Here is a 22672-nt window from a genome sequence, read left to right as displayed (position 1 = left end):
GAGGGAAAGATATGAGAGCTATCATATGTACAAAGTATGGATCACCAGATGTGTTGCAGCTTAAAGACATAGCGAAGCCATCACCCAAAGATCATGAGATTCAGATTAAAATACATGCAACAACTGTAACATCCGGGGACTGCAGAGTTCGTGGTTCCAATGTTCCGTTTCTGTACTGGGTACCGATGCGTCTTTTTTTGGGATTCCGAAAACCTCGAAATTCGGTCCTAGGCGTAGAGTTGTCAGGAGAAGTTACGGCGATTGGCAAGGAAGTAAAGCAATTTAAGTTAGGTGATCAGGTGTATGCCATCAATGGATTGTCTTTTGGTGCCCATGCTCAGTATATATGTCTCTCCGAAGAGGATCCAGTTGCTCTGAAACCAGTTAACGCAACGTATGAGGAAGCAGCAGCGATTCCTTTTGGTGGAACCACGGCCTTACATTTCCTGCGCAAAGGAAACATTAAACGGGGAATGAAAGTGCTCATCTATGGAGCTTCGGGAGCCGTAGGAACTGCTGCTGTACAGCTTGCGAAATATTTTGGAGCAGAAGTGACGGGGGTATGCAGTACAACGAATGTGGAGTTCGCGAAGTCACTTGGTGCCGAGCATGTTATAGATTATATGAAGGAAGACTTTACAAAAACAAGTCAGCGGTATGATCTGATATTGGATGCAGTTGGCAAAGTCTCCAAAGGTCAGTGTCGGCACCTATTGGCACCTAACGGCACATATGTCACTGTTGAGGGGCAAGGCATCGCAAGGGTCACTGCAAAGGATCTGATACTTCTTAAAGAGTTGATGGAGGCTGGTGAGATGCAAGCGGTGATTGACAGACGTTATCCGTTGGAGCAAATTCAGGAAGCTTATCGTTATGTGGAAACAGGGCGAAAGAGGGGAAATGTCGTGATTTCGGTCAAACATGAGAATTAATTGGCAGTGTGTCCTTTTTGAGTTGGAACGGAACCTAACGTCGCACAATTAGCCAACCTATTGCAAACAGTCCTTATGAGATACACGAGGCCACAAAGTAACTGTGAATCTGAAGTGAACTTACTTTTCAAAGGAATGAAAAAGCTGCCCTCGGTCATATGACCAAGAGCAGTTTTTTCACATGTTAGATACGCATGGCAGTTAATGAGCTATTAAGCTTTAACTTGTTCTCCAGCAAATACTTCAACGTTCATTGGAGCGGCCATGAATGCTGCTGCTTGTTGAACAAAAGCTTGGAAATGCGCGCTTGTGTTGTGGGAAGCTGTAGCAGCTTCATCTTTCCAAAGCTCGATCATCGTGTATTGTTGTTCGCGTTCTGTGTTTTTTGTCAAATCGTAGCTGATGTTACCTTCTTCTTGACGTGTAGCAGCAATCAGTTCTTTCGCAGCTGCGAGGAATGCTTGCTCTTGATCCGGTTTAACTTGCAGATGAGCGTGAATGATAATCATAATGTATAACCTCCATATTGTGTTTGTTTGGAATGTGTTAAGAATGTATGCTTATTGACTAGTATAATCGTGACTTACAAGGAAACCGTCCCTGATATTATGCCCAAGTTGTGATGGTTTCTACAGGCAGACGGTAAGAAGGATGACCTTCTTTGGCCGATTTACCGATCGAGATCAACATAACGGGTTGATAACGCTCTTTGTCCATGCCAAATGCTTCTGCAATTTGATCTTTCTCATAACCACCGATTGGGTTGGTGTCATAACCATGAGCACGTGCAGCAAGCATCAATTGCATGGAAGCAAGGCCAGCATCGATCAGGTTAACGTCGCGAAGATCGGAAGGAGCCATCTTTTCGTAATAAGGCATTACGGTTTTGAGCTGCATATCCTTAATGTCTTGTGGCATGTAACCAAGTTCTACAGCTTTACCAAAAATCTCATCCATGTATTCAACGTTGTTCATATCAATGAATACGCCAATAACAGCGGCAGAAGTCAAAACCTGATTTTGATTGAATCTTGCAAGAGGCGCAAGCTTTTCTTTGCCTTCAGCTGTATCTACAACCAGAAAACGCCAAGGCTGTAAATTGATCGAAGATGGTGCACGGGAAGCTTCTGACAGAATTTCAGTCATTTCTTCACGGCTGATTTTCACTTCAGGATCGTAAAGCTTAACAGAACGGCGACCGTAGGTAATTTCGTTGAAATCATTGGTTTTTTGGAATTTGCTTTGAATTGTACTCATGCATGGATCTCTCCTCTATATATGGGTTTAGAAATTGTTGTGCATACGTTCCAGGAAATCGGCGAGTGACTGAACTTCGTCTTCACTGAAATCCTGTAAAATCTGGTTGATAAAATTAGTCTTCTCAGCTTTGTAGCCTTCAATCTGCTTCCGACCGTGGTCCGTCAGACGAACAAAAGTGACCCGATTATCATCGGGGTTCTTACGTCTTGTAACCATCAGATCCGCCTCAAGCTGTTTTAAGTGGCGTGTAATCGCAGCACTATCAATGTTAATGATTTTCTGCAGCATGGATTGGTTAATCTCATCTACCTGATCCAGCTCATGCAGAATTTCAAAGCGAGAGGAACTGATACCTGTACAGCGTTCGAACTTGGGACTGATTTTGTTACCCAACACGTTCAACAGATTGATGATTTGTTCTTCTTTGGAAACAATACGTGTCATGACTAGACCTCCCGGGTGAATCTGAATCATGAACAACGGCGTATGTTAACCAATGATTAATGTTGCAGTATACAATGCCATTGCCTAATGATTATTTGGATGCTCTCGATCATTGATGTATCAATATTTGATGCGTCAATCATTGATGGCTCAATTAATATATCATGCCGTTTATGATTTGGCAACAGGTTAGAAAATGTTGCTGATGCTGGCGCTATTTTCCCGCTACGTATACATTACAGTCCGTATAGGGTGCCCAAATGTATAAGTTAATATTGATTGTTTATGTTATTGAGAATTGTTATCAATCTATCTATAATTAACTGAAAGGCAAAAAATATGGTTTAATCAGGCGATTACAGGGTTCGATCAGAACAGGGAGGGGACGTGAGCAATGGAGGAAAATGATTGGATCAAACAACTGGAGCAACTACATTTCTCTGCTGTCCACGTCTGCCATTACTCTAGCAATCCGGGGGCTGTACAGCGTCGGATCTGGAAAAGGTTCGCCATTTGCAGGGTCATCGTTGGCAAGGGATCTTTGTCTATGGATAACATTGTACATACCGTGTCTCAAGACGAGTGGTTTTTATTGAAGCCAGGAATGCATGTGGAGTTTCAGACGGATACGGAAGCACCTGTCCGATATCAGATCATTTTATTTTCCTGTGTTACACTTACCCGGCGTAAGAATGCTTGGCATACCGAGGCATTTGATCTCCCTGTGACGGGCAAACTTAATGTTCCTTCCAATACACGTGATATTCAGGAGATGATGGATACCCTAGTGAGTGGAAAGTACTCCATCACGAGTCTGGAAAAGACGCACAGGAAACATCTTTTGCATCAGTTGTTGATTCAGTTAATGATGCACGTGAATGAAGCGACACCCCCTGCAGCAGGGATGGATTTGGCACTTGAATATATGACGCATCAGTATATGCAAGACATTCGAATTGATCAGATGGCCCGCATGGCAGGGCTTAGTGTGAACCATTTTATCAGAACGTTCAAACGGCAATTAAATATGACCCCAATTGAATATATACTGAAACTACGTATGGCAAAGGCCAAGCAGCTGTTATTTTCTTCAGATAAAATCAAGGAAATTGCGGAGCAAGTGGGTTATAAGGACGAGCACTATTTCAGCAGAGTCTTCAAGAAAAACGAAGGAATCGCCCCAACGTTGTATATGAAAAATAAAGTGAATCGCATTGCCACCTTATATTACGGGTTGGACGATTATGTGATAACGCTCGGTTTGAGGCCAGTATCCGCTTTATCCTATGGTCAGAGGGTGGCTCGTCATATTGCCATACCTGCGCTTCAAGCACACAGTCATCAGGGACTTATCCTGGATAGCTTCAATCAGAACTATGATGATTTGAGGCGAGTCCAACCGGACCTGATCATTACAAGTAATCGTTTGGAGCCAAACGACTCCCTGCATCGTATCGCGCCTACCACCATGCTGGAGCACACCAACCATTTTGGCGAGAGGCTTCTGTATATGGCGGACATTATGGGTCGCACCGAACAGGCTGTACAGTGGATTGAACAACATGCTGAACTGAGCCGGGTTCTTCGAGGACGCATTCAATCGAGGTGGGGGAAACAGAGTGCCATGTTCATCCGGGTGACTTCTCATTTCTACCGAATGTATGGATTGAACAACCAGACAGGGGCCTTATTGTATGATGATCTGGGATTTTATTTGCCTCGTGATTTTCCGGAACAACAGTGGGCTGTAGAGAGTAAAGTTTGCAATTTGCAGTTATACGACGCGGATCATGTGTTTGTAATGGTCGATCCCACAGGAGAGGCAAGTGCTCAACTGAGGCAATTACAGCAATCCAGTGCTTGGTTGGCATTAAAGGCTGTTCAAGAAGGCCATGTATATAATGCAGGAGATATTTTCTTCAAAACGCTGGGTCCCACCGGACGCATGTGGGCCATGCGATATGTGGCAGAGCAACTTGGGGTTACGTTACGGTGATATTGTGCAAGAGAAGAGAGTGGAATAATCCATGGTAAGCCTGTATGCTTTTCCCTACTATAGTGATAATGATTATTATTATTAAATAGTAGAGGGGATTTACTACAAATGGTAAGACAGAGAGCAGCAACGATGATACTGTTGGCCCTGCTTGTGCTCGTCCTGACGGCATGTAGCAAGGCATCAGAAGTAACAGAAGCAACGCCTCCGCAACAGGATACACCTGTGGAAGAGAGTGGTACACAAACGATTGAGCATCTTAAAGGAACAGCGGTTGTACCGCAAAAAATAGAGCGTATGGTGGTATTATCTGCTGCTTACATCGATCACATGTTGACGATTGGTGAGAAACCAGCAGGAGTTAATGTAGAAGTTCGTTACGGAGGAGATTATTTGCCTTATTTTGCAGATCAGCTTGCCGGCGTTCCAACGGTAGGATCGGCCGACAGTCCTAACCTGGAGGCTATCCTTCAGATTGATCCGGATGTCATCGTTATTGAGAGTCGAACTGCGGAGAATACGTATGATCAGTTGGAGAAAATCGCTCCGACGATTGTACTTGGTACCGAATGGCTGGATTATGCTGATGATACAACATATTGGACACAGGATCTGTTGACCATTGCCGGGATGTACAACAAAGTGGATCTGGCAAAAGAAAAGATAGCCGAGGTAGAGCAGCAGGCGAAGCAACTAAAAGCGAAGATCGAACAACTGGATCAAAAAAAGTTGGCTTATCTGCGTGTAAGAGAGAAGACCTTGCAAATTTACGCGGCAAAAGGACATCCAACCAACACACTTTTGTATCATGATCTTGGATTTGTGCCAACGACTGTGACACCTGCCGAACAACGTGAGGACCTGTCCATGGAGAAAATTGCAGATGTGGATGCTGATTTCGTAGTTCTGGAGATTGACCCAAATGCCGATGAGTATTTAAACAACATCAATGCAAGCTCACTCTGGAAGGGAGTACCGGCTGTTGGTGCAGATCAGGTCTATACGACAGATTCGTTCTGGTTGTTTAAGGGCTGGGGAGCAATTGGGCGAAGCGAGATTATCAACGAAGTTGAAGACATGATTAATAGATGAGACGTTATCCAAGACATGATTATTCAGAGATGTCGGGAGCGTTACAGCAATTTTTTGTGACGACGATCCAAGTGGACTGCGATGATTCCAAGTATCCTTTCCGTGTGAAGGATCTGCTGAATGAAGAGAAACGAAACTTGATATTGCGTGAACAGGCTATGCAGCAAGGGCTTCAACTGGGAGGCAAAGGAAGTGTGGCCGTCGGTACACTTTTTGCCAAGCGTTACTCCGTATTCGTTATGTCCGTAATCTCAGCATTCAGTCTATACGATACTATACTTAGCATTGCAGACGATGATGTGCGGTTTGAATTGAATGGAACAGGTGGCATGCGATATGAGACTCGGCTGAAGAGCTCCTTTCTGGAGGGTGGAGACCCTGTTCAGCGCAGATCAGAGAGCGGCTTGCTCAAGAAGAGAATGCTGTTACATCTGGAACCTGTTCTGCGAGCAGTAGCCGTTAGTACAGGAGCGAGCGATAAGGTGATGTGGTCTCTAGTTGCCCATAATGTGCAACAATTGTATGAACGAATGATCAATGATCAGAGCATATGGAAGACGGATCAACGGCTTGAACAGATCAAGGAAGATCAAAGCATATGGCTTGACGAACAAAATGAAAATGCATTTACATTTGCCTTCGAGCTGCATCGCTTTGATCACCCCAAGTGGCAGGGACCGCCGTTCCTGATACGCCGATATTGTTGTTTGGCATATCAGGTTGGGAGCGGCAGTCACGCACATGCATATTGTAATAGTTGTCCGAAGCTGGATTCGGAATCCCGATTGCGCAATCTTCTCCAGCAGTGAACAGACACTCTTGTACTGCATGGTACGAATCTGTTTCAGACAATCCATGTTCCCTTCGGTTTCCAGTGGGTAGAATCTAGGATCAACAAGCTACACAACCTGCAGCGGCTTGAGCCAGCGTCTGCGGGTTTGTTGGCTTTGTCAGGGTCACGATACCTTTGCATTGAGGGATAGTATTCGTTATACTACAAGCTATTGATCAATTAATCACTAACTATTGGAGGACGAATTATCATGGCTAAAGATACAGCAGCGTCGGTTAACCGGCGAAATGATATTATCTCTGCAGCAATTGACGTCTTCGCGGAAATTGGCTATTATCGTGCGACTACAGCTCAGGTGGCTGAACGGGCACAGATCTCACAGCCGTATATATTTCGTTTTTTCAAAACAAAAGAAGCTTTATTATTAACTGCAATTGAGGTCTCATGGACACGGGTGATTGATTCGTTTCGAATTGTGGTTGAGACGGCGACGCCAGATCAGTTGGAACATGATCTAATTGAAGCCTACGATAAGATTCTGGAATCGCACAAGAGCGAAATCTTGCTTCAGATGCAGGCGCAAACGATCAGGGAGGAAGTCATTCGTCAGGCCATGCAAAAAGGCATTAGTGATGTACGAAGCATGGTACTGGAAGCTTTCACCGTTGCAGGAATTGCTGAACCGCTAAAAAGAACCATGATTTTTCTGGCAATCGGGATGTTGTGTAATGTATCTAATGCACTGGATATGCCGGAGCTGAAGGAGCGATAGAGAGGGAGGAAAAATCCCTTTTTGAATTTTAGTTATTGATCAATCACTAAATATGGTTTATATTGTTTTCAGGTAAGTAATTGATCAATAACTAAATGGATGAAAGAGGTCGATCTACGATGAAAAGAGCTATTGTTATTGGAGCCACAGGTGGAACAGGTGCAGCAATTACGGAAGAATTGATTAGACGGGGTATTTTTACAATTGCATTTGGGCGATCCCGTCAAAAACTGGAGCAACTTGTGGTAAAGTTGGGATCTCCAGATCACCTGCAAATCGCAGTGGGAGATGCATTTCGGTCGGATGATATTATCGCTGCTTCCCTAGAAACGGATGTCATGTTTCATTGTGCGAATGTCTCGTATAACGAGATGGAAAGCAGGCTAATTCCGCTGGGCGAATCCGTGATGGCGGCGGCAGAACACTTGGGTCTGAACGTGGTTGTAATAGACGGAATCTACCCTTATGGTAGAAGACAAATGAAGGAAGTAACCGAAGAACATCCGAAAGAGCCACATACCCGCAAAGGCAAGACACGACTTGCCTATGAACAGATGTTATTCAGTACAAGATGGAACAGAGCTCAGGTGATGATTGTTCGCTTGCCAGACTATTATGGCCCAACGGCAAATCAAGCTTCCTATCTGGGTTCAACCCTTGAAGCGATAGCAAAAAGTAAGATGGCTTTTTTTATCGGAAATATGAAGGTACCCAGAGAGTACATCTATTTACCGGATGCTGCAGTCATGGTGGTGGAGCTGGCTAGCAGAGAGATGACGTATGGACAGAATTGGAACATCCCTGGATCGGGGATCATCTCGGGTCATGACATCGTGCGATTGGCACAGAAGGCTGCGGGAAGAAGCAAACCTGTGATGGCGTTAGGAAAAATAGGGTTGTCGTTGATTGGACTAGGTGTACCCGTTATGAAAGAAATTGTAGAAATGTTATATCTGACCGAGGAACCCCTGATCTTGAGTAGACAGAAGTATGAGGAACGGATTGGCCCGGTTGTGGCAACATCTTTTGAAGAAGGAATTGCATTGACGATTAAGGAGTTGCAGGGGGAGTAGAGGGGAATATATTTTTTAGAGAAAAGTAATTGATTGATCACTAATTTCAGGGACTTCATAGGCTTATCGAATAGCAGTGGTGCTACGAATGGCATCGTGTGGTCTGTGCATGAGATCACCTAAACACTTCTCAATGGATTGCGCCTATGGACAAATTCGTAAAGTTGTAATAAGTTAGTTTGAAGATATTCGAAATATCTTCTGGAAAGTGGACTAACAAGTGAGGTGGATTTCATGATTCCTATTTTGGGACGCATTAACGAATTAAGTCGAAAACAACGCAGCAGCGTCGGTTTGACAAAAGCAGAAAAAAGCGAGCAGCACGAGCTTAGAAAACAATATTTGCAGGCTATTCGAGGTCAGGTACTGACAACCATGCTGGCAGTATCCGTTGTGGACCCGCTGGGTCATGATGTGACCCCTGAGAAATTAACCAATGAAAAATTGCAGCGCCGTGAACAAGCCGGCCAATAGCATTCCTTTAATAAGACAGACCAAGGTTACATCTTGGTCTGTCTTTTTTTTTCTGCAAATCATCCGTTCAGCAGGAACTGTATCAATAATCCAATTAGGGATTCGTGCGAATTAACAAGCATGTTAGATATTTTTAGTGTTGATGACAATAAAGCTGCCGCCAACTTCAATTCATCCCCGATAACTCATATAATAACGCTAATATATTTCAGAAAAACAAACAAAAAGTACAATTACTCTCAAAATAACTAACAACAAACTTACATCAAATAATTAAAGAAAGGCTAGTTCATATATGTATCTCGAAAGGGTTGATGAATCATGAGTCTGGAGGCTTTGAATGAACGTGTGAAGAATGATCTGGCTTATTTGTCATTTGGTGGCGCGAACTGGGTACGTCCAAGAGAACATGCGGATGGTCATGTCTATGATGTCGTCATTGTGGGTGGAGGACAGAGTGGATTAGGGGCGGCATTTGGCCTTCTTCGTGAACGGATCTCCAATATTGTCGTCATTGACGAGAATGCAGCAGGGCTTGAAGGACCTTGGGAGACTTATGCACGTATGGTTACTTTGCGCACACCAAAGCATCTGACTTCCATCGATCTGGGTATCCCCTCGTTAACCTTTCGCTCGTGGTGGGAAGCACAGGTTGGGCCCGAAGGTTGGGAAGAGGTAGACAAGATCCCGCGTGGAGACTGGATGGATTATTTACGCTGGTATCGGAAAGTGCTGAAGCTGCCTGTGCTTAATGAAGTGAAATTGACGCTGGTTGAGCCAATAGAGGACGGAATACATCGACTTCATGTGAACAAGGCAGGAACTCAGATGGATGTTATACTTGCTCGCAAAGTAGTGTTTGCTACTGGAATACAAGGTGGTGGAGAGTGGCATGTGCCATCCATGATTGCGGATAGATTACCTCGGGATCGGTATGCCCATACGTCGGAAGCGATTGATTTTGATCGGTTAAAAGGTAAAAGGGTTGCTGTGCTTGGCGGCGGCGCTTCTGCATTCGATAATGCGAGCTATGCCCTTACCACGGGTGTGGCGGAAGCCCATGTATTTGTACGGCGGGAACAGTTGCCTAGTGTTAATCCTATTCGTCAGATGGAACAATCCGGTATGATTGAGCGATACCACGCTCTTCCGGTTGCTGATAAATATGAAGTGATCTCTCATTTCTTCAAATTCAATCAACCGCCAACCAATGATACGTTTAATCGTGCGGCAGCCTGGCCTGGTTTCGAGTTGCATCTGAACGCTCCATGGCTGAGTGTGGAAGCGACGGAGCAAGGCGCGATTGTTCACACGGCAAAGGGAGCATTTACGTTTGATTTTCTAATTATTAGCACAGGTTTGCTCAGTGATCCGGCACTCCGTCCTGAACTGAAGCTTGTGGAGCCATACATCGCGCGCTGGGAGGACTGTTACCAGGCTCCGCCAGAGCATCGCAATGCATTGCTGGACGCACATCCGTATCTGAGTTCCGGGTTTGCGATGACTAGCAGGAGTGAACAAGGTAAGAAACCGTTGCACGGACTGTTTGTATTTAATTACTCTGCACTTGCCAGCTGCGGTCTGTCGGCATCGGCAATATCGGGGACCAAGAGTGCGGTGCCCAAACTGGTCACTGCCATAGCGGATCAATTGTTCCTCGATGATCGGGAGATTATTTTGCAGCAATTCTATGCGTATGAAGAACAGGAATTTACGGCTACATGGGTGAAAAGTGGTGCCCTCGCTGAGTAATTGCACTCCATAATATTGCGAACGTGTGGCATCTGATGCTGCACGTTTTTTTGTTTTTCATATGATGAAGGTTACACTTGCCTTTAAATTGTTGTAAAATGTCGGTTGGAACATGTTAAAGGCAGGGATAATAGATGAATGAAATAAAAATGAACTATGAACAATTTAGAGCCCATTTGAAGAAAGCGTCACGTAAACGAAATGTACCTTTGATTAAGATCGTTGCATTTCAAGAGAAATACATGAAGATTGAAGAAGTTCAATTTTACGATGTGGAACAAAATCATATGAGTGTTCAGGCCTGCAATACGTTGTGGTTGCATCTGGAGAATAAATCTTTCCGTAATATGGTGTCCCAACATTTGCAATTTTATAGAGATATGGAGAACCTGGGTCGGCATTCCTTTGAGAATCTGATCAAAGAACTATATGATACGTCTGTTCCTGTACTGCTCGATTACAATCCCGCTCATTATTACACCTCGGGGCAGCTCGCTGAGATTCTGGTCATGGACGAGGAGAGGCTGATTGAACAATTGGAGATGGGCCGCTTCAAGGGGGCTTTTATTAATGAAGATGGAAAATGGCTTAAACCCAAACCGGATGGAATGGTTGTAGAGTCATAAACGCCATAAAGGTTTCATGATAAGCAAAATCCTGCAGCGCCGCGCATCAAGCGCTGGAAGCTGCAGGATTTTTAATGGAGACACGAAGGGCACGAAATTCCAACTTTAAGAACATGAGGTAAGTCAGGTCACCACCTTCGATAAAATCGGGACTAGATCAGATGTGCGTTCAGGCGTCAGAGAAAGGGAAAATTGGACAAGGAAATAAGTCGAAAGATGCGTGTTTTTGAATGTTTTTAAATTATTTTGAATGAAAGTGGTTGTTTTTTGAGTGGATTATGATACTATAGAAGCAGTTGGAGGAATGAAGATGCTGACTGAAGAACGATATGCTGCAATTATAGAGCGCTTACATTTACAGGGAATTGTGAAATTGCAAGAGCTTGTTGATGTGTTGAGTGCTTCTGAATCAACGATTAGGCGTGACTTGATCGATCTGGAGAGTCGTCAGATGCTCAAACGCATCCACGGCGGTGCCGCACTGGTGAATGAAAAAACGCTGGAACCGGGCATGGAAGAAAAAACGTTCAAAAACATTCAACAAAAAACGACGATTGCCCGTTTGGCTGCACAGGAGATCGAAAATGGCGAATGCATTTATCTGGATGCAGGAACGACAACGTTAGCCATGATTCCTTTTATTGAAGCTAAAGACGTAACGGTTGTTACCAACGGACTTTCACATGTTGAAGCTTTGGTAAGCAAACGTATTCGCAGTTATTTGCTCGGAGGTATGATGAAAATTCATACAAAAGCAGTCATTGGCAGTATCGCATTACAGAACATGGATAATTTCCGTTTTGATAAATGTTTTCTTGGAAGCAACGGAGTTGACCCCGAAATGGGGTATACAACACCGGATCCGGAGGAAGCCTTGATTAAAAGGCGTGCACATCAATTGTCGGGAAAATCTTATGTGCTGGCTGATTCCAGCAAAATAGGGGAAATTACTTTTGCCAAATTGTTTGATTTGGAGGAGGCCGATTTGATTACAGAGCAGATGCCAGAACACTGGCGGCCTGGAATCGCCCAGAAAACTAAAATAATTGAGGGATAACGATGATATATACGATAACACTTAACCCGTCCATTGATTACATCGTGGAAGTGGATGAGCTGAAGCTTGGCGGATTGAATCGAATGAATCGGGATTTGAAGCTCCCTGGCGGCAAAGGCATTAATGTCTCTCGCATACTGAATCAACTTGGAGCAGATAACACGGCCATTGGTTTCCTTGGTGGATTTACTGGACGTTTCATTAATGACAAGTTGCAAGAAGATAACATTCGGACAGACTTTGTTACGATTGCAGACGATACTCGCATTAACATCAAGCTGAAGCATGGAGAAGAGACAGAGATTAATGGTCTTGGACCTGCAATAAGTGCCGAAGAGGCCGAGCAGTTGCTTCACAAATTGTCTTCGTTGGAAAAAGGAGATATTGTCATTCTCTCCGGAAGTGTACCGCCTTCACTTGGAACAGATTTTTATGATCGTCTCATTAAAGTATGCAAGCAAACGGGTGCTGAATTTGTAATTGATACAACTGGCCCTGCGTTAATGGAAGCTCTTGAACATGCACCATTGCTGGTGAAGCCAAATCATCATGAACTGGCTGAACTGTTCGGTGTAACGATTGATACTCGCGAGGAACTGGTGTTATACGGGCGTAAGTTGCTGGAAGCCGGTGCCAAACATGTGTTGATTTCCATGGCAGGTGAGGGTGCACTATTCATTACCAAAGCGGAAGTTCATCATGCGAATGTGCCAAAAGGCACTGTGAAAAACTCGGTTGGTGCCGGTGACTCCATGATTGGCGGATTCGTAGGTACCTATGTACAGAGCGGAGATTTGCTGGAAGCTTTCCGCACAGGGGTTGCATCTGGAAGCGCGACTGCGTTCTCGGATGATCTGGCATCACGAGAATTGATTGATGAATTACGTAATCAAGTAACCATTACGACGATTTAGTCTAACGGCCATATAAAAGGTTTTTACTGTAATTGTAATGTAGTGAGGCCTGTTTAGGCAGGCCGACTGAACTTAAGGGAGTGTACCAAGATGAGAATAACAGACTTGATGATCCAGGAAACGATGATCATGGACCTGCAAGCCACAACCAAAGATGAGGCTATTGATGAACTAATTGCAAGCCTGAACCGAAGCGGACGAATTAATGATCCGGTCCTGTTCAAGGAAATGATCTATAAAAGAGAAGCTGAATCCAGCACGGGGATCGGTGGCGGAATTGCGATGCCACATGCCAAAACAACAGCGGTGAACGAACCAACAGTTGTATTTGCCAAGAGTAGAAAAGGGCTTGATTTTGAAGCGTTGGACGATCAGCCAGCTCATGTGTTCTTCATGATTGCGGCTCCAGAAGGCGCAGGTAATACCCATCTGCGTACGCTTGCAGCTCTTTCCAGGTTGTTGATTGATAGCGATTTCATCTCACAATTGATGAGTACAGATACACCTGCCGAAGTTAGTGCATTGTTTGATGCCAAACAGGCAGAAGCAGCGGAGAAGGAAGCAGCCAAAGAAAAAGCAAAAGCTGAAAAAGCAGCGAATGCCGCATCAGGCTCCACTAGCAATCAGCAACAAAACACCTCTGGTATGATTGTAGGTAATGCCAATTCGGAAGATTTTGTTGTTGCGGTTACAGCCTGTCCAACCGGTATAGCGCATACATTTATGGCTGAAGATGCACTTAAAAAGAAAGCTCAGGAAATGGGCATTAATATTCGCGTAGAGACCAACGGTTCCGAAGGAGCACAGAATGTTTTGACGGCTGATGAGATCGCTCGTGCTAAAGGGGTTATCGTTGCCGCAGACAAAAATGTGGAGATGGCACGTTTCGATGGCAAACCGGTATTGCAAAGACCGGTGAGTGATGGAATCCGTAAATCCGAAGAGCTGATTCGCAAGGCCGTTAACGGTGATGCACCGATCTATCGCAGCCAAGGCGGAAATGCCAAGGAAGAGGGCGCAAGCGCTGGCAAAATCAGTGTAGGTAGCAAAATCTATAAAGATCTGATGAATGGTATCTCGCATATGCTGCCATTCGTTGTAGGTGGCGGTATTCTGCTAGCAATCTCCTTCTTGTTCGAACAGCTTGCTAGCCCTGAGAATCCGATTGTGCAACTGCTTCAAACGATCGGTGGCGGAACAGGTGCGTTCCACTTCCTGATTCCGGTACTTGCCGGATTTATCGCGATGAGTATTGGTGATCGCCCGGCCCTGATGCCTGGTATGGTCGGTGGATTGATGGCGGTTAACTCAAACGCCGGTTTCCTTGGTGGTTTGGCTGCCGGTTTCCTGGCGGGTTATGTAGTTATTGGTCTCCGTAAGTTGTTCAAAGGATTGCCAAAAGCGATTGATGGCTTGAAACCAATCTTGCTGTATCCGGTATTTGGCTTGCTGATCGTGGGTGCAATCAGTTTCTATGTCTTTGATCCAATCTTTGGTTCCCTGAACACATGGCTTGTAGATGCACTGGGTAATCTGGGTACAGGTAATGCGGTATTGCTGGGCTTGCTGCTTGGCGGTATGATGTCCATCGATATGGGTGGACCGTTCAACAAAGCGGCTTACACGTTCGCCATTGGTGTATTCACATCCAGTGGTAACACAGACGGTGCATGGATGGCAGCGGTTATGGCAGGCGGTATGGTGCCTCCTCTGGCGATTGCACTTGCAACAACGTTCTTCAAATCCAAATTTACAGAGCAAGAACGAAAATCAGGCCTGACTAACTATGTACTTGGATTCTCTTTCATTACAGAAGGTGCAATTCCATTTGCTGCGGCTGATCCATTGCGTGTATTGACTTCTTGTATTCTGGGTTCCGCTGTTGCTGGCGGATTGACACAACTGTGGAGCATTAATGTACCAGCTCCGCACGGCGGGATCTTTGTTGCAGCACTGGCGAACCACGCACTATTGTTCCTGCTCGCTGTTGCGATTGGTTCTGTGATCTCCGGTCTGATTCTGGGCTTTTGGAAGAAGTCACCAACGCTTGTGAAGTAACAAATATAAGTAACATCTCCTGAGTGAAATTCACTTGGGGGATGTTTTTTATTTCAGCTTTTTCTTCGGGTAGTGGAAAGTTGCCTCCGGATTTGTGTAAAATGCTTATTTAGATTTTACATTCATGTGTGGTAAACTAAATATAATTATTTTGAAACTATGTTTCGTCTAATGAAACTTATGCAGGAGGAATTGGAATGTCTGATGTAATCAAAAGTCAGGTGCAGAAGCAGTTTGCGAAAAATGCAGGAAAATACGTGACGAGTGCGGGGCATGCCAAAGGTGAGGATCTCGCGTTACTCGTGGCTTCATCTCAAGCCACTCCGGATATGAACGTGCTGGATATCGCCACAGGGGGAGGGCATGTTGCTAATGCTTTGGCTCCACTTGTTCAGCGGGTGACAGCCCTCGATCTAACGGAGGAAATGCTTCAGGCAGCTGAACGATTTATCCAGGGGAATGGACACGGTAATGTAGATTTTGTAGCCGGAGATGCAGAGAAGCTGCCATTCGATGATGATGTCTTTGACCTTGTGACCTGCCGAATCGCTGCTCACCATTTTCCGGACGTTTCTTCGTTTGTTCATGAGGCATTACGAGTCATGAAGCCTGGTGGAAGGTTGTTATTTATTGACAACGTGGCACCTGAACGTGATGAGAATGACCAGTTTTACAATGAAGTGGAGAAGTGCCGGGATGCAAGCCATGTTCGAGCATGGCGCAAGACGGAATGGATTCATATGTTGGAGTATGCCGGCTTCCGAATGGAAACGATGGTTTCCTTCCAGAAGCGCTTTAAGTTTGAAGAATGGTGTAACCGTGCAGCACTGCCGGAACAGGAAAGAGAGGAACTTGAAGCGAGCATGTTGAGTGCACCGTCCATTATCAGAAAATTTTTTAATTTTGAAGTGACAACGAACGGGAAGCTCGACAGCTTCCAAGGGGAAAGTGTGTATATCCAAGCGATTAAACCGACTCATGTCTGATTAGGTAAAACAAAAGATTTAGCTGTGCAGTTTATGAAAGAGCTAAAGGATGAATGTCGATAAAATAAAACAAGCAGAGTACCTTGAACAGGTAGTTCTGCTTGTTTTATTTTGCATATTTATAATCAAAACGACGGTTCAGGGTTTTAGTATAACTTTGGTACATTCGTCTTCATGATCGTTGAAAATGCGGTACGCATCGCTTGCATTCTCTAGTGAAATTCGATGGGAGATGATCTCGGTTGGATCAAATTCATCAGCAGTGATTTTGCGGAACAATTCAGGCATGTAATGTATAACAGGAGCTTGTCCCATTTTAAGATTGATATTGCGTTCAAACAAATTGCCCAACGGAAACATGTTGTAGGAAGAGCCATATACACCCGTAAGTTGGAGTGTACCGAATTTGCGGATCGCTTTCATGCCGATTTCGATCGCACTCAGTGAACCGCCATGAAGTTTGAGCTTCTGTCCGATCTCCTCCAGCGTGGTTTTTTTTCCATCCATACCTACACAGTCGATAACAACGTCGGTTCCGCCTTGTGTAATCTCGCGAATGTGCTCACCCATATCATCGTAATCTTCGAAATTAAAGATTTCTGCATCGTTCAAACGTTTGGCTTTCTCCAGTCGATAGGGCAGGCGATCCACGGCAATAACGCGTTGGGCACCTTTCATCCAGGCGAACTTCTGCGTCATCAACCCAATGGGTCCGCTACCGAGTACGGTGACCGTATCTCCCGGTTTAACCCCGGCATTCTCGACGCTCCAGTAAGCGGTTGGAAGAACATCGGACAGGAACAATAAGGCTTCATCTTCCAGTTCACAGGATTCCGGAATCACAAACGGAGTGAAGTTCCCGTAGGGAACACGCAATAATTCCGCCTGACCTCCAGGGTGGTTTCCGTAACGCTCGGTGAACCCAAAATAACCACCTGTATGAATATCCGGATTGCCATTGGAATTATCGCATTGGCTCTCCATGTCATGATTGCAATAGAAGCATTCACCACAAGCGATGTTAAAAGGCAGGACCACACGATCCCCCTTCTTCACACGTGTCACTTCCGGACCAACTTCTTCTACAATGCCCATCGGTTCATGACCGATAACGTAATCTTTGGCAGCAGGCAAGGCTCCCTGATAAATGTGCAAATCGGATCCACATATGGCTGTGGAAGTAATACGAACGATAATGTCGTCCTTGTCTTGCAGTTTGGGATCCTCAACCTCTTTGACTTGGATATCCTTGATTCCCTGAAACGTAACGGCTCTCATCTTCATATTCCTCCTTGTATAGTGGGATTCTCTGACAATTACCCAGTTTCGGCACAAATGATAGAGGTGCATACTAAATTAAACGACAGGCCATTTTATTTTTCGCAGCGCATCGAGCAACTCAGGGGGTGCATTCAGATTGTCACGGACCAGATCCCGAGGCGTTAAAGCCATCCACTGATTCAATGACACATCCTCAAAGCGATCACTCCGGAATATCTCCAAGAACCATAATGTGTCTGTACCGGTATTCTGTATATAGTGTCCCAATGCCACGGGTACATATCCCACATCTCCAGCCCGATAATCAAATGTTCGAGCAATGCCATTGCCTCCGAAGACGGTCATTCTTCCTTGTCCTGTCAGATAGTATTGCCATTCATCTGCATTGGGATGCCAATGCAGTTCACGCATAGCACCAGGTCTGATCTCAACAAGTGCGGCTGCAACAGTAGTTGAGATGGGGAAGTTGGTGGAGTCTACAATCCGAACGCTTCCGCCGGGTGTAATTAGCGGTTCCTGAGCCAACAATCGGTGTTTGAATGTGAGAGGAACGGTGCCGTATGGCGACTGAACTTCCTGGCTTTCGATGGAACCCGGAACGGTATCTTGGAAAATGTAGACCTGTTCCTTCGGCATCGACTGAAATGCGGATTCGGGCACACCGAAATTGACAGACAGTACCTCTGGTGGTGTATGGGCAAACCAATCGGATATGGATAACGTATTCAGATCGGAGAAAGAGCCATCATCAAACACAAGCAGAAATTCACAACCATCCTCCAGCCCCTGAATGGAATGAGGCAGACCTTTTGGAAAAAACCAGAGATCTCCCGGTCCGACATCCGCAATAAAATTACGTCCGTTCTGATCTACCGAGGTGATTCTTGCGGTTCCCCAGATCATATAGGCCCATTCGGATTGTTGATGCCAGTGCAGTTCCCTTACACCTCCGGGCGTCAGACTCATGTTCACACCAGCCAATGTAGTGGCAATAGGGAGATCCCGTACGGTGATTTCACGTGACCAACCCCCATGGTTCAATTGCATATGCGTATCGGAAAAAGACATTTTTAGATTGGGCAATAACCCGTTATCGGTTACCGGAGGTACCAGCATATCGGGGTTCTGTATATCTCTCATGACGTCTCTGGGTCCCAGATCAGGTCCTCCAGCGCCATCACTGCGAATGGGTTGCGGGATAATAAATGGTTTTTCGTTAGGTTGCTGTCCTTTGGTCATTGAGTGATCCCTCCAGATTCAATAACATGTCACACGCGACATTGCATCGTTATGTTTACACCTATGAATCAGGGCCTGGATAATATGAGGGACAAACGACAAAAAAGACGTGACCGAATGTGGGCACGTCTTTATACGTATAGGATAGGTCGAACAATTCATGTATCCAATTATTGAATCAAATGAAGGCACTTATTGCTTGCTTGCAATCCTCATGATTAGACTGGGGTGGATGCGGGATTTCCAGACTGATTTATAAGAAAACGTTGCTCATAGATCTCATTTACCCGATGGAGAACGGCAGGACCTTGCTCTGTGAAACGAAGTGCTGTCGCTTTATTTTTCACCAGAAATGTACCGGATTCATGTCTGGTGGGTGATAAAGCCGCATTGTAGAGCAGCGAAGCGCCATGGCTTGGATGAGGAAAGAACCATTTCATAATAGGTTTGATATAGAAGGGCAGGCCGGATGTTTTGTTGCCCCTTAGCGTATTATTTCCACCGGGATCTACGCTAAGCAGTTGTATGCCATCCGCTTTGGCAGAATTGGCAACCTCGCGTGTCCATAGAGATAGACCGAGCTTCGAGACAGCATAGGGACCAAACAGCTTTTTGAATTCAGCTGGACGTTCCAGGATGTTTAGATCAAATTGTTTGACCATACTGAACGCGGTGGTGGAAGTATTGACGACTGTTTTCATCTGTCCTTTGAGCAATAGCTCCACTAATTCCATGTAGATGATGTAAGGGACTACAGTTTGAAGTTCAAAGTGCAGTTCATGCCCCTGATCAGAGAAACGAAGCTCCGAAGCGCTGCCCCCTGCATTATTAAACAAGACATCAATTGAATCGGTATCGGATTTAATCTGATCCAGTGCAGTCCTCAGACTGTCGTAGTTGGTCAGATTAGCCTGAACCCAACGGAGCTGGCCTGAACGTAAGGCGTTCTGAATATCGGTATCCTCAAATGGGAAAGCAGAACGGTTGAGACCGATTACCTGCCATCCTTCAGCCAGTAACTTGCGTGTCAGTTCAAGACCAATTCCTGACGTTGAACCTGTGATAAGAGCTGTGCGAAGTTGATTTTGTATATTCATATATACCTCCAGATAGAATGGGATTACAGAACGAATCTGTATGCTGCGCTCATTCTATAACTTGGAGTCGACTCCAAGTCAAGAGGTATTGGGATTGAATGGATCATGCTTGACTTGGAGTCAGCTCCAAGTTGTAATATGGAGAGAAATGAATGTGGAGGAGGCCCATATGATGAGAGAGAAAGAAGTATTCTCCATTAAAGAAACGTCAGAACAGGCCGGATTATCAGAAGATACAATTCGTTATTATGAGAAGATTGGGCTGCTTCCTCGAGCTGAACGCAAGGCCAATCGCCATCGGGTATATCGCTCTGAGGATATCCATACGATGAAGTTGATCACTTGCCTGAAAAAAACAGGAATGTCTCTGGAGGAAATGAAGCCTTATTTACAAATGTCCATGGATTCCGATCTCGCAGATTTCCCGGATGAACGGGAGATGCTGGTAAATCACCGGAAGAAAGTTGAAGCACAGATTGCTTCGCTACAACAAGTCGTTGATTTTATCGATGAGAAGTTGGAGAAACGAAGTATGTATCCTGATGAATGTCCTATTACCGGGGAGAACCAGATGTCTGTTTTTGAAAAACAGAACATATTCTCTTGATGGCGCAGCTGCCTATTTGAATCCGAAAACCCACGTCATGATGACGCGGGTCTTTTTGCTGTTTCTAGCATTTAATATCGAGTGTATGACGAAGTCGTTTGATATCGCTTTTGGGAGGGAGACCATACATGCGGGCATACTCCCGGCTGAATTGAGACGGACTTTCATAGCCAACCTGGAACGCAGCGTCGGCGGCATCGGTTGAACCTGCAAGCAACATTCGCCGGGCTTCATGCAATCGAATTTGTTTCTGGAATTGCAAAGGGCTCATGGCGGTAATGGCTTTGAAATGATGATGTAATGAGGAAGAACTCATGTTGATCATGGCAGCAAGTTGTTCAATCCGAAGTGGCTTAGCATAATCAGATTGGATGACTTCGATCACCTCGGCGATGTGCTGTGCATGACTGTCCTGAATAGCAAACTGCTTGATGGAATGTCCATGTTCATCCTGAATAATACGATATAGAATTTCGCGGATAAACATAGGGGCAAGGACGGGAATGTCTTCAGGTGTATCCAGTAGTCGAACTAATCGGATCACGGCTTCAAGAAGGTCAGGTTTGGTTGAACTAACAAACAATCCTCTTCGTGTTGAATGGTCAGGTATGGGTTGTACAGAAGGCGTATCCTGAATCAGATCGAAAATCTGTCTTGAATTAAAATCCAGTCGAATACATAGATAGGGATGTTCGGTTGTAGCCTGTACAACCTGCCCTGAAATAGGCAAGTTTACGGAAGCTACCAAATATTGTGACAGGTCGTAGATGTAGCTCTCGCGGCCGAGTATAACTAATTTGGAACCTTGGGCGACAATGCAGAGGGAAGGCTGATAAACGGAATATATGGGTTGTGAGATTTCGGAGGCACGGATTAAGACAAGCGACGGAATTGCTGTAGGATGTATCCCGTCACTTGGGGTGAAATGCTCAATAAGTTGAGCCAATTGTTGCTGCTGCTCCGTGATGCCCGTATCCGTTTCATTTGTTTTGATAAGCATGAATTGCAGCCCCCTTGTAAACCGCTATTACTATTATTTTAAAACGCGCTGGAGGAATAGGCAAGAATATTGCGGGATTTTTCTATCGTACAACGACTGATCCTCTACATAATGGAGATAAGCAACAGAATCTTTTGAAGCAGAGAGGAGCGAGAAACAATGGAGCGTAATTTAATGGGCGACCAACAAGAACCAAAACACCCGTATGTGGGGATGTGGGTCACGAAGGATGGATATATCAGACACGAACTTCTTCCTTGCGGTAGATATGATGAAGCGAGAGGAGATCGGCAAAGTGCATATCAGGGTCGCTATATTGTTCATGGGAAACATATAGAGTACGTGGATGATACGGGATTTACAGCGGATGGAGACTTCAGAGACGGCGTTTTGTATCATGCAGGCATGGTTTTGTATAGAGAAAATGTACAATAACAACGAATAAGGAGCGATTTAATATGTCCAATGTAAAGGGGAAAGTTGTTGTGATTACCGGTGCGAGTAGTGGAATTGGTGAGTCAACAGCTCGATTGCTTGCACAGCATGGAGCACATGTAGTTATTGGAGCTAGACGTATGGAACGTTTGGAGGCATTGGCCTCCTCCATTCGTTTGGAAGGCGGATCGGTGGAGTATCATTCGCTGGATGTTACCAGATTGGAAGAGATGCAAACGATCGTTGACCTCGCTCAAACTCGCTATGGACGTATCGATGTTATTTTAAATAACGCTGGAGTCATGCCGCTATCTCCCCTTGAATCGTTAAAAGTAGATGAGTGGAATCACATGATAGATGTTAACATTCGTGGTGTTCTGCATGGCATTGCGGCTGGACTACCCGTCATGAAAAAGCAGGGTTTCGGCCAGTTTATTAATATCGCCTCTATTGGAGCCTATGCCGTGTCACCAACGGCAGCGGTATATTGTGCAACCAAATACGCGGTCCGCGCCATCTCGGAGGGGTTGCGACAGGAGGTAGGCGGAGATATCCGTGTAACCCTTGTATCACCGGGCGTGACGGAATCGGAACTCGCGGATACGATCTCTGATGAAGAAGCACGTGATTTCATGAAAGAGTATCGGCGCATATCCATTCCCGCCTCGGCGATTGCGCAAAGTATCTTGTTTGCCATTAGCCAGCCTGCAGAGGTGGACGTAAATGAGATTGTAGTCAGACCGACAGCAAGCATGGCTTAAGGTCGGATCCTCTTTTGGTATAT

General features: G+C 45.1%; 23 protein-coding genes. 16 read left to right on the top strand and 7 right to left on the bottom strand.

What is annotated here, in order from left to right:
• Window positions 1-11 precede the first annotated feature (11 nt).
• A complete protein-coding gene (locus tag QF049_RS13590; RefSeq protein ID WP_307538052.1) occupies window positions 12-932 on the top strand; it encodes an NAD(P)-dependent alcohol dehydrogenase in 921 nt (306 codons plus the stop codon).
• A gap of 212 nt (window positions 933-1144) precedes the next feature.
• Here QF049_RS13590 and QF049_RS13585 read toward each other — a convergent pair whose 3' ends face one another.
• From QF049_RS13585 to QF049_RS13575, 3 genes are all read right to left on the bottom strand, one after another.
• Window positions 1145-1441, bottom strand: coding sequence for a putative quinol monooxygenase (locus QF049_RS13585; RefSeq protein ID WP_307538049.1), 297 nt, complete (start codon window positions 1439-1441; stop codon window positions 1145-1147).
• A 97-nt stretch (window positions 1442-1538) separates the two neighbouring features.
• Window positions 1539-2189: a nitroreductase family protein gene (locus tag QF049_RS13580; RefSeq protein WP_307538046.1), complete on the bottom strand. Its 651-nt coding sequence runs from the start codon at window positions 2187-2189 to the stop codon at window positions 1539-1541.
• A 27-nt stretch (window positions 2190-2216) separates the two neighbouring features.
• Window positions 2217-2636 carry a MarR family winged helix-turn-helix transcriptional regulator gene (locus QF049_RS13575; protein ID WP_017689456.1) on the bottom strand — a complete coding sequence of 140 codons (420 nt, stop codon included), beginning with the start codon at window positions 2634-2636 and terminating at the stop codon, window positions 2217-2219.
• 394 nt (window positions 2637-3030) lie between these two features.
• Here QF049_RS13575 and QF049_RS13570 point away from each other — a divergent pair, with 394 nt between their 5' ends.
• The 12 genes from QF049_RS13570 to QF049_RS13515 all read left to right on the top strand — a co-directional run bounded on the left by QF049_RS13570 (window position 3031) and on the right by QF049_RS13515 (window position 16229).
• Window positions 3031-4632 (top strand): AraC family transcriptional regulator, encoded by a 1602-nt coding sequence (locus QF049_RS13570; RefSeq protein WP_307538044.1) that lies wholly within the window; start codon window positions 3031-3033, stop codon window positions 4630-4632.
• A 108-nt stretch (window positions 4633-4740) separates the two neighbouring features.
• Complete coding sequence (locus QF049_RS13565) at window positions 4741-5724, top strand: ABC transporter substrate-binding protein (RefSeq protein ID WP_124113892.1); 984 nt, start codon at window positions 4741-4743, stop codon at window positions 5722-5724.
• Window positions 5721-6533 (top strand): hypothetical protein, encoded by an 813-nt coding sequence (locus tag QF049_RS13560; protein WP_307538041.1) that lies wholly within the window; start codon window positions 5721-5723, stop codon window positions 6531-6533. The genes QF049_RS13565 and QF049_RS13560 overlap by 4 nt, the downstream gene beginning before the upstream one ends.
• A gap of 234 nt (window positions 6534-6767) precedes the next feature.
• A complete protein-coding gene (locus QF049_RS13555; protein WP_105598084.1) occupies window positions 6768-7289 on the top strand; it encodes a TetR/AcrR family transcriptional regulator in 522 nt (173 codons plus the stop codon).
• A gap of 119 nt (window positions 7290-7408) precedes the next feature.
• Window positions 7409-8362, top strand: a complete 954-nt coding sequence (locus QF049_RS13550) for an NAD-dependent epimerase/dehydratase family protein (RefSeq protein WP_307538037.1) — start codon at window positions 7409-7411, stop codon at window positions 8360-8362.
• Between the two features lie 234 nt (window positions 8363-8596).
• Window positions 8597-8836 (top strand): DUF896 domain-containing protein, encoded by a 240-nt coding sequence (locus QF049_RS13545; RefSeq protein ID WP_076326982.1) that lies wholly within the window; start codon window positions 8597-8599, stop codon window positions 8834-8836.
• Window positions 8837-9157: 321 nt separating this feature from the next.
• On the top strand, window positions 9158-10588 hold the full coding sequence (locus QF049_RS13540) for an NAD(P)-binding domain-containing protein (RefSeq protein WP_307538034.1): 1431 nt from the start codon (window positions 9158-9160) through the stop codon (window positions 10586-10588).
• Window positions 10589-10722: 134 nt separating this feature from the next.
• Window positions 10723-11214, top strand: coding sequence for a hypothetical protein (locus tag QF049_RS13535; RefSeq protein ID WP_307538032.1), 492 nt, complete (start codon window positions 10723-10725; stop codon window positions 11212-11214).
• Between the two features lie 310 nt (window positions 11215-11524).
• Window positions 11525-12271 (top strand): DeoR/GlpR family DNA-binding transcription regulator, encoded by a 747-nt coding sequence (locus QF049_RS13530; protein WP_307538030.1) that lies wholly within the window; start codon window positions 11525-11527, stop codon window positions 12269-12271.
• Between the two features lie 2 nt (window positions 12272-12273).
• Window positions 12274-13185, top strand: coding sequence for a 1-phosphofructokinase (pfkB, locus tag QF049_RS13525; protein WP_307413972.1), 912 nt, complete (start codon window positions 12274-12276; stop codon window positions 13183-13185).
• A gap of 90 nt (window positions 13186-13275) precedes the next feature.
• A complete protein-coding gene (locus QF049_RS13520; RefSeq protein ID WP_307538028.1) occupies window positions 13276-15243 on the top strand; it encodes a PTS fructose transporter subunit IIABC in 1968 nt (655 codons plus the stop codon).
• 197 nt (window positions 15244-15440) lie between these two features.
• Window positions 15441-16229, top strand: a complete 789-nt coding sequence (locus QF049_RS13515) for a class I SAM-dependent methyltransferase (protein WP_307538026.1) — start codon at window positions 15441-15443, stop codon at window positions 16227-16229.
• A 138-nt stretch (window positions 16230-16367) separates the two neighbouring features.
• Here the strand turns inward: QF049_RS13515 and QF049_RS13510 are convergent, their stop codons facing one another.
• The 3 genes from QF049_RS13510 to QF049_RS13500 form a co-directional block, all read right to left on the bottom strand.
• On the bottom strand, window positions 16368-17507 hold the full coding sequence (locus QF049_RS13510) for a zinc-dependent alcohol dehydrogenase (RefSeq protein WP_307538024.1): 1140 nt from the start codon (window positions 17505-17507) through the stop codon (window positions 16368-16370).
• A gap of 78 nt (window positions 17508-17585) precedes the next feature.
• On the bottom strand, window positions 17586-18749 hold the full coding sequence (locus tag QF049_RS13505) for an oxalate decarboxylase family bicupin (RefSeq protein ID WP_307538021.1): 1164 nt from the start codon (window positions 18747-18749) through the stop codon (window positions 17586-17588).
• A gap of 218 nt (window positions 18750-18967) precedes the next feature.
• Window positions 18968-19846: an SDR family NAD(P)-dependent oxidoreductase gene (locus QF049_RS13500; RefSeq protein WP_307538020.1), complete on the bottom strand. Its 879-nt coding sequence runs from the start codon at window positions 19844-19846 to the stop codon at window positions 18968-18970.
• A gap of 169 nt (window positions 19847-20015) precedes the next feature.
• Between QF049_RS13500 and QF049_RS13495 the strand changes: the two genes are divergently transcribed.
• Window positions 20016-20453: a MerR family transcriptional regulator gene (locus QF049_RS13495; RefSeq protein WP_091017593.1), complete on the top strand. Its 438-nt coding sequence runs from the start codon at window positions 20016-20018 to the stop codon at window positions 20451-20453.
• A gap of 64 nt (window positions 20454-20517) precedes the next feature.
• Here QF049_RS13495 and QF049_RS13490 read toward each other — a convergent pair whose 3' ends face one another.
• A complete protein-coding gene (locus QF049_RS13490; protein WP_307538018.1) occupies window positions 20518-21453 on the bottom strand; it encodes an AraC family transcriptional regulator in 936 nt (311 codons plus the stop codon).
• A 159-nt stretch (window positions 21454-21612) separates the two neighbouring features.
• Here QF049_RS13490 and QF049_RS13485 point away from each other — a divergent pair, with 159 nt between their 5' ends.
• Both QF049_RS13485 and QF049_RS13480 read left to right on the top strand, forming a co-directional pair.
• Window positions 21613-21888 carry an Atu4866 domain-containing protein gene (locus QF049_RS13485; protein ID WP_307538016.1) on the top strand — a complete coding sequence of 92 codons (276 nt, stop codon included), beginning with the start codon at window positions 21613-21615 and terminating at the stop codon, window positions 21886-21888.
• Between the two features lie 23 nt (window positions 21889-21911).
• Window positions 21912-22649: an SDR family oxidoreductase gene (locus QF049_RS13480; RefSeq protein ID WP_307538014.1), complete on the top strand. Its 738-nt coding sequence runs from the start codon at window positions 21912-21914 to the stop codon at window positions 22647-22649.
• The last annotated feature ends 23 nt before the right edge of the window (window positions 22650-22672 follow it).

Source organism: Paenibacillus sp. W4I10 (assembly GCF_030816325.1).
Taxonomy (GTDB): Bacteria; Bacillota; Bacilli; order Paenibacillales; family Paenibacillaceae; genus Paenibacillus; species Paenibacillus amylolyticus_B.
This window is presented reverse-complemented; position numbering and strand designations above follow the sequence as displayed.